The organism is Clostridium sp. K04 (assembly GCF_019734375.1).
GTDB lineage: Bacteria > Bacillota > Clostridia > Clostridiales > Clostridiaceae > Clostridium > Clostridium saudiense.
The window spans coordinates 1-7,426 of sequence record NZ_JAASHD010000067.1; the positions used below are offsets into that span (position 1 = coordinate 1).

Genomic DNA, 7,426 nt, shown 5'->3' on the forward strand with positions numbered 1-7,426 from the left:
CATAAAAGACCTAAAAAATTGTCTTAAAAAAATTTTTTAGGTCTTTTATTCCGAAAGGCACTTTTTCAGTGCCCTCATATTTTATAATATAATTTTGTGCATTGCTTACTTTTTTATAGCAATAAGATTATTAATAATTTCAATAAAGAAAAATAAAGTTATACTAAGAGCCTTTAGTATTAGTTTAAGTTTATTTGCAATAAAGGCAATTTATATTATATATGCACTTGATTATAATAATTTTAATATGAAATTAATATCTGCATTGTTAACATATATAGCATTTTTCATAATTATTATAGGGTGCGTAGTAGAGTTTCATGTATTATATGTTGAATCAAATGGTTTAAATCAAGAACTTCGTAAGTTTTATAATTTAGCTAATTTTAATAGTCATAACTATATATTTATTTGCGATAAAGATTTTAATATATCTTATATAAATAACAAAATAAAAGAATATTATGGATTTGATGTTACTAATGAAAGGTTTAAGGAAAAATTATTAAAGGTTAATGACGTAAAAAATAATATTAATGAAATTATGAGGATTTTAGATAAAGAAGGAACTTGGAGGGGAGTATTAAAGAGTAATGAAGGCAATTCAATAATTGATTGTTTTATTCAACTTATTCATTCAGATGAAAATATTGATAAAAATGAAATATTAGTTACTTACGTAGATATAACAGAGAGAATTAAGTTAGAAACAGAGCTTAATTTCCATAAAATTAATGATATAAAGAAATCAGAATTTATTTCAGTATTATCTCATGAACTTAAGACACCTCTTAATATTTTTTATTCAACAATACAGTTGTTAGAAAAAACAAGGAGAGTTAATAAAGAGGAGTTTTCAAAAGTATATGATAAATATAGTAATTCTTTAAAGGTAAATAGCAAAAGAATGCTAAGGATTATAAATAATATAGTAGATACAACGAGAATAGACACTGGTGAATTTAGAGCTGATTTTGGAAATTATGAAATAGTTTCTTTAGTAGAAGATATAGCAATGTCAACAGTACCTTTTGCTCAATCTAAAAATATAAGTATTGAATTTGATACAAATGTAGAGGAGCATTATATTAAATGTGATCCGAGTATGATTGAAAAAATAGTATTAAACGTGATATCTAATTCTATTAAATATACTAAATATAGTAAGTATGGTGGAATTATAAAAATAGATATTATCTTAGAGGAGAAATGGATAAAAATATTGTTTGAAGATAACGGAATAGGTATTCCTTTGGAAATGAAAGATAAAATATTTGATAGATTTTTAAGGCTAGATAATTCTTTGAGAAGATTGAATGAGGGAAGTGGAATAGGGCTAAGTATAGTAAAATCTATGGTTGAGGTTCATGGTGGTAGTATTTCTGTAAATAGTATATTAAATCAAGGTAGTGTTTTTGAGGTTAAATTACCAAATACATTATTAGATAATTCTATAATGAATATATATAAGTTTAATGAAGCTAATACGGAGATTGAGTTATCAGATATATATAATTAGTATTTTTACATTAAATGTTCAAAAAATCTTAGTAATAAGAATTCTTAAAAGTTAGAATTCTTATTATTAAGATATTTATCTATATTTAAGGGTGGATCTTCTAGTTTAGCAGCAGCTTCAATTTTATGTCTATAAAATAAAAATATTATTGAAGGTAATGCTGATAAAGCAAATATGAAATATACTAAAATTGATATTTTTTCTTTCGGATTTAAATAAAGTGACATATATATTGTAAAGAATATCATGAAAATCATAAATAAAGTCCAAAGCCAACTTAAAAATTTTAAAGCCACTAAAAGAAAGTTCTTCATAAAATATCGCTCCTTTATTTGTCACAAGACTTAATTATAATAAAATTATATAACAAATAAAGATAATTTACTATATTTAACAATTAAGGGTAAATGTATTATCTGCGAATATTGTAGATTTTTCAACATAGGATATGGAGAATAATTCTAGTATTATTATAATTAATTATGAAAAATAGTTAAAATATATTGCAAATGTTGAAACTAGTCGCAAAAATGGACAACATAGATAATTATTAAAGTGATATAATTATATATGTTTTTAAGAGAAAATAAAAATTAATATATAAAGGGATAATAGTGATGGAAAAGAGAATAAGAAAAGCAATAATACCAGCAGCTGGTCTGGGAACTAGATTTTTACCAGCAACAAAAGCACAACCAAAGGAAATGTTACCAATAGTTGACAAACCTACTTTACAATACATTATAGAAGAATGTGTTGCATCAGGAATAGAAGAAATTCTTATAATAACAGGAAGAAATAAAAAGAGTATAGAAGATCATTTTGATAGAAGTGTTGAATTAGAAATGGAACTTGAAAAAGCAGGAAAGCAAGAAATGCTTGAAATGGTTAGAGAAATATCTGATATGGTAAATATCCATTTCATAAGACAAAAAGAACCAAGAGGATTAGGACATGCTATACTTTGTGCAAAGACCTTTGTAGGAGATGAGCCATTTGCAGTACTTCTTGGAGATGACGTTGTTTATAATGATAACAAACCATGCTTAAAGCAACTTGTTGATTGTTATGCAGAATACAAAACTTCAGTTTTAGGAGTTCAAACTGTAGCACCTCAAGATGTAAATAAATATGGAATAGTTGGTGGAATACATATAGAAGATAGAGTATATAAAGTAAAAGACTTAGTAGAAAAGCCAGCAGTAGAAGAAGCACCTTCTAATGTTGCTATCTTAGGTAGATACATAATTACACCAAAAATATTTGAAATATTAGAAAATACTAAACCAGGTAAGGGGAATGAAATTCAACTTACTGATGCATTACTTGAACTTATTAAACATGAAGCAATGTATGCATATGATTTTGAAGGAAGAAGATATGATGTTGGGGACAAATTAGGATTCCTTCAAGCAACTGTAGAATATGCACTTAGAAAAGAAGAATTAAGGGATGGATTTATAGAGTATTTAAAAACTATAATATAATTTCTTTTATTTCCCTAGAAGAATTATTTTCTTCTAGGGAAATTTAATTATGATGAAATGACTAAGCATTTAACCATAGAAAATGATGAAGAAGATTTACATAAGAATATGGAAGTAGCAATTTCAAACTTGTATATAAGTAATAGATGTAATATTATTGTTTTAGATAAGTTTAAGGATTGTAAATTTAATTTTGTATAATAATATAAACAAGTAGGTATTAATTATTTATAAACTTATAATTGGTTATATAAGGAGTAGAGTAATGAAAAAGAATAAAAGCAAAAAGATTGTATTATGGATATTGGCAATTATTTTAGTTGTTGTTTTAGGGGCAGTTGGAGGAGCATTTATTTATGCAAATTCATTATTTAATAAGATGGAAAAGGTAGAAATAGATAAAGATAATGTTGGAATTACAGAAGAGGTTCAAGAAAAATTATCTGTATATGATGATAAGGTAACAAACATAGCTTTATTTGGGATAGATGCTGGAGAAGATGGTATTGGTAGATCAGACTCTATAATGATAGCAACTATAGATACACATAATAAGAAGTTAAAACTAACATCAATAATGAGAGATTCTTATGTAAATATTGATGGACATGGATTAGATAAGATAAATCATGCTTATGCATTTGGTAAATCTCAATTAGCTATTAAAACTTTAAATGAAAACTTTGATTTAAACATTGAAGATTTTGTTGCAGTAAACTTTTCATCATTACCTAAAATAATAGACAAAATTGGTGGAATAGAATTAGATATAGATTCAGAAGAATTAAAATATATTAATGGTTATATAAGTGATATAAATTCAGTTAATGGAACAAATTCTCCAGGAATAACAACTACTGGACTTCAGCATGTAGATGGTACTCAAGCAATGGGATATTGCAGAATAAGATATACTTCTGGTGGAGATTATAAGAGAACTGAAAGACATAGAGAAGTCTTAACTAAGATATTTGAAAAGATATTAAGTATGTCACCAACATCTTATCCATCATTATTAAATGATTTATTACCAATGGTTAGTACAAGTCTTGATGCAGGTGAAATAATGGATTTAGGTAATAAAGTATTAAGTATAGGAAATACAAGCTTAGAACAAGAAAGATTCCCAAGAGATGGGTACTGTGAAGGTCAAATGATAAATGGAGTATATTATTTAGTATTTGACAAAGAAGTAACTGTAAATCAGTTACATGATTATATTTTTGAAGATAAGAAAACTTGGTAATAATAAATAGTGCCCCTGTTGTCAATTTAATATTTAGATTGACAACAGGGGCAAAAACATATATTTCTATTATATGGGACTAAATAAATATATTAGTATTGGGATATTATTTAGTTTTATATAAATATAATTTATTGAGTTTAAGTACACCTAATTGGAGAAGCATAACAATAATAAAGGGGAATTGATTATTGTTAGTAGGGTGAAGAGGAGTATTTTACTGTTTATAGTTTATTAATGAATAAATTGGTAAGAATAATTGGTATAACTTTATAGGTTTATGTTAATTAAAAGGGGGGACAGGTATGAAGAAGAAATTAAGTATAGTATTATGTATATTGTGGATGGGATTTATATTTTATAATTCCAGCCAACCAGGAAATCAGTCAAATGAAAAAAGTATTAAGGTACTTAATATGATAAAAGAATTTCAAGATAATGCACTTTATATGATTCGTAAAATAATAAATGGTAATAATAGTTCAAGCTTAAATGGATATATAGTTTATAATGAAAGTACAAGGGAAATAGTTAATCCCAATAGTACTATTAATTGGGGAAAGTGTGATGAAGAAGAGATAAGTAATATAGTTATTACTTATGATAATAGTGAAAGTTATGATAGTATTGAGTTTTGTGGGATTAACCAAGGATATGTGACTTATAATAAAATAGATTCAAATGGGATAACAATTAATAAAGTAAGCATAGGATCAAATGATATTTTAAAAAATAGAAGAATTAGTATTAATAAAAGTGATATTAAGAATTTGCTTATTAAAGTAAGAGATAAGATAAAGTCATTTGTATATGAGCATTTTAATAATTTTAATGTTTTTGTTAGGAAATCTGCTCATGCATTTGAGTTTTTAGTACTTGCTATACTTTTATTATGGGCAATGGCCTGTCATGAAATTAAAGGAATGAAGGCAGTTATTTTTACATTATTAATAGTTTTATTTTATGCAATGACAGATGAATTTCATCAGTTATTTGTACTAGGAAGAGGGGCTAGTATTAATGATGTTATGATTGACTTTATTGGTGGAGTAATAGGAAGTATTTTATATAGTTGTGCTAGCTGGCTTTGTAATATTAAAGTAAGTGCTTTTGAAAAAGTCTAATTTAGAAAATATGCGTGCCTTCAAGTAGGACTTAATATTTAGGTCTTATCTGGAGGTATTTTTTATGTACAGAAAATATAAAAAATTTCAAGTCGTAAAGATAGTTATATCGATAGGTTTTAAGAGTTATAGATATAGGTTTGACACTATGAAGTGGGAATTATCATATCTAGATGGTGTTATAATAAAAACGCCTCCCGTGTAAATCTATTTATTAGATGATAACAGGAGGTGAATTTATTATCTTACATAAAAATATTATTTAGATAATCCTTCATTTTTTATATGTAAATCCATTTGTGGGTATGGAATACTAATATCTTCATTGTCAAAGGCAACTTTTACAGATTCAAGTAAGTCAAAATGTACCTTCCAATAATCACTATTATTAACCCAAACTCTTACTACAAAGTTTATAGCACTATCACCATGATTAGAAAGAGCAATAAATGGTTCTGGTGTTTTTAAGATTAAGTCATGAGCTTCCACTATATTAGATAAAACTCTCTTAACCTTTAATATATCTTGTTCATATCCTACACCAAAAGTTAAATCAACTCTTCTTAATTCTTTAGCAGAGTAGTTTACTATACTTCCATTTGCTAAGGTTCCATTTGGTACAAGTATTAATTTATTATCAACACTTACCATATGTGTATAGAACATACCTATTTTTTCAATAACACCATTATGTCCAGCACCTTCAACATAATCGCCAACGTTGAAAGGTCTTATTAATAAAATTACTAAACCACCAGCAAAGTTAGATAAACTTCCTTGAAGAGCAAGCCCAATTGCAACCCCAGCAGAAGCAACTAATGCTGCAACACCAGTTGTTTTAATTCCTACATATTCTAAAACTACTAAGACTACTAGACCTTTTAAGATTACTTCTAAAAATGTATCTAAAAATGATCTAATAGTTACATCTACATTTCTTCTTTCTAGAGTTTTGTTTAATATGTTAACTATTTTTTTAGCAAGTTTCCAACCAATCCATAGTAAAAATATTCCTATAATTAGCTTTATACCATCAGTAGTTGCCCAGTTAACTATTTTTCCTAAAAATTTTTCTAAACTCATAGTTATAAAGAACCTCCTTTTTTATTATAAGCTATTTTATTATATAGTATTTTTAGTAATTATTACAATGTAATTATAAAAAGTGTTTTAATAAGTGATTTTTGTATATATTTAGTAGAATTTGTAATTGCTTAAATATTCTAAAAAAAATATACTTAAATAGACATCAATATACATTTTCCTCAGGGGGAAAATGAAAACAACTCCTTGATAATATCATGAGTAAAATATCATTATGCAAAAATAATACGGTTTCATAAAATAAAAAACTCCAGCCCCTTGAGGAATTTAAGATATTAAAGGTGAAAAGATAAAAAAGTACAATTATATGGTGATTTAAGGATTGAAAAAACAGCGACAAGCTATGCTTCGCTGTTTTTTCAATTAACCTTTTAATTAGGGGTGAATAATAATATGATTTAATGGCTAGACTTTCAATAAATAGATCGAATAAATAATTTAGTTAGAGGTGAATTAGATGATTAATTTTTTGGTAGGTTTAGGAGCAAGTATAGGAGTTATTATAATTTATTCATTATTAAAGGTTGCAAGTGATTTTGACGATGAAGTTGATGAAATGTATAAAGAATATGATTACTATGATAATTGTGAGTTAAATAAAAAATATAATTATTATGAGGATACACATAGAAAAAATCCTAATAAGGATCAGTATGAAAATAGATAATCTAAAGTATATAAATTTTTGTAAGTTAAAATTCATATAAGTAAATATTTAATAATAATAGAAGAAAAGTTAATATTATAAAAAAAGGCATATAAAATTTCTTTGGAATATATTGACAAAAGAAGCGAAAAAGTATATATATAAAAGTAGAAGCAAGGGTGGTTCTATAGTAGAAATACTAGAATCAACTTGCTTTTTTATTTGATAAATTACAATATCAAGTGCAACACTAATTAATTGCAAAAAAAATAACCCATACGGGTACGTTCATGTTAAAGT

At 25.8% G+C, this 7,426-nt stretch carries 8 protein-coding genes; 6 read left to right on the forward strand and 2 right to left on the reverse strand.

Annotated features, from left to right (window positions below; translation table 11 throughout):
* Positions 1 to 247 precede the first annotated feature (247 nt).
* Complete coding sequence (locus HCG70_RS16765) at positions 248 to 1,519, forward strand: HAMP domain-containing sensor histidine kinase (protein ID WP_221698050.1); 1,272 nt, start codon at positions 248 to 250, stop codon at positions 1,517 to 1,519.
* A gap of 44 nt (positions 1,520 to 1,563) precedes the next feature.
* On the opposite strand, the gene HCG70_RS16770 is transcribed toward HCG70_RS16765, so the two are convergent.
* A complete protein-coding gene (locus tag HCG70_RS16770; RefSeq protein ID WP_042401103.1) occupies positions 1,564 to 1,833 on the reverse strand; it encodes a hypothetical protein in 270 nt (89 codons plus the stop codon).
* 303 nt (positions 1,834 to 2,136) lie between these two features.
* On the opposite strand from HCG70_RS16770, the gene galU reads away from it, so the two are divergent.
* The 4 genes from galU to HCG70_RS16790 all read left to right on the forward strand — a co-directional run bounded on the left by galU (position 2,137) and on the right by HCG70_RS16790 (position 5,376).
* A complete protein-coding gene (gene galU, locus HCG70_RS16775) occupies positions 2,137 to 3,006 on the forward strand; it encodes a UTP--glucose-1-phosphate uridylyltransferase GalU (RefSeq protein WP_042401106.1) in 870 nt (289 codons plus the stop codon).
* Positions 3,007 to 3,063: 57 nt separating this feature from the next.
* Positions 3,064 to 3,207, forward strand: a complete 144-nt coding sequence (locus tag HCG70_RS16780; RefSeq protein ID WP_156327491.1) for a hypothetical protein — start codon at positions 3,064 to 3,066, stop codon at positions 3,205 to 3,207.
* Between the two features lie 64 nt (positions 3,208 to 3,271).
* The gene (locus tag HCG70_RS16785; RefSeq protein WP_195952636.1) at positions 3,272 to 4,252 is read left to right on the forward strand and encodes an LCP family protein; all 981 of its coding nucleotides are present in this window, start codon (positions 3,272 to 3,274) and stop codon (positions 4,250 to 4,252) included.
* Positions 4,253 to 4,557: 305 nt separating this feature from the next.
* Entirely contained in the window at positions 4,558 to 5,376 is an 819-nt protein-coding gene (locus tag HCG70_RS16790; protein ID WP_260457852.1) for a VanZ family protein, read from the forward strand.
* A 258-nt stretch (positions 5,377 to 5,634) separates the two neighbouring features.
* Here HCG70_RS16790 and HCG70_RS16795 read toward each other — a convergent pair whose 3' ends face one another.
* Positions 5,635 to 6,465, reverse strand: a complete 831-nt coding sequence (locus tag HCG70_RS16795) for a mechanosensitive ion channel family protein (protein WP_394805644.1) — start codon at positions 6,463 to 6,465, stop codon at positions 5,635 to 5,637.
* Positions 6,466 to 6,937: 472 nt separating this feature from the next.
* On the opposite strand from HCG70_RS16795, the gene HCG70_RS16800 reads away from it, so the two are divergent.
* Positions 6,938 to 7,147 carry a hypothetical protein gene (locus tag HCG70_RS16800; protein WP_042401115.1) on the forward strand — a complete coding sequence of 70 codons (210 nt, stop codon included), beginning with the start codon at positions 6,938 to 6,940 and terminating at the stop codon, positions 7,145 to 7,147.
* The last annotated feature ends 279 nt before the right edge of the window (positions 7,148 to 7,426 follow it).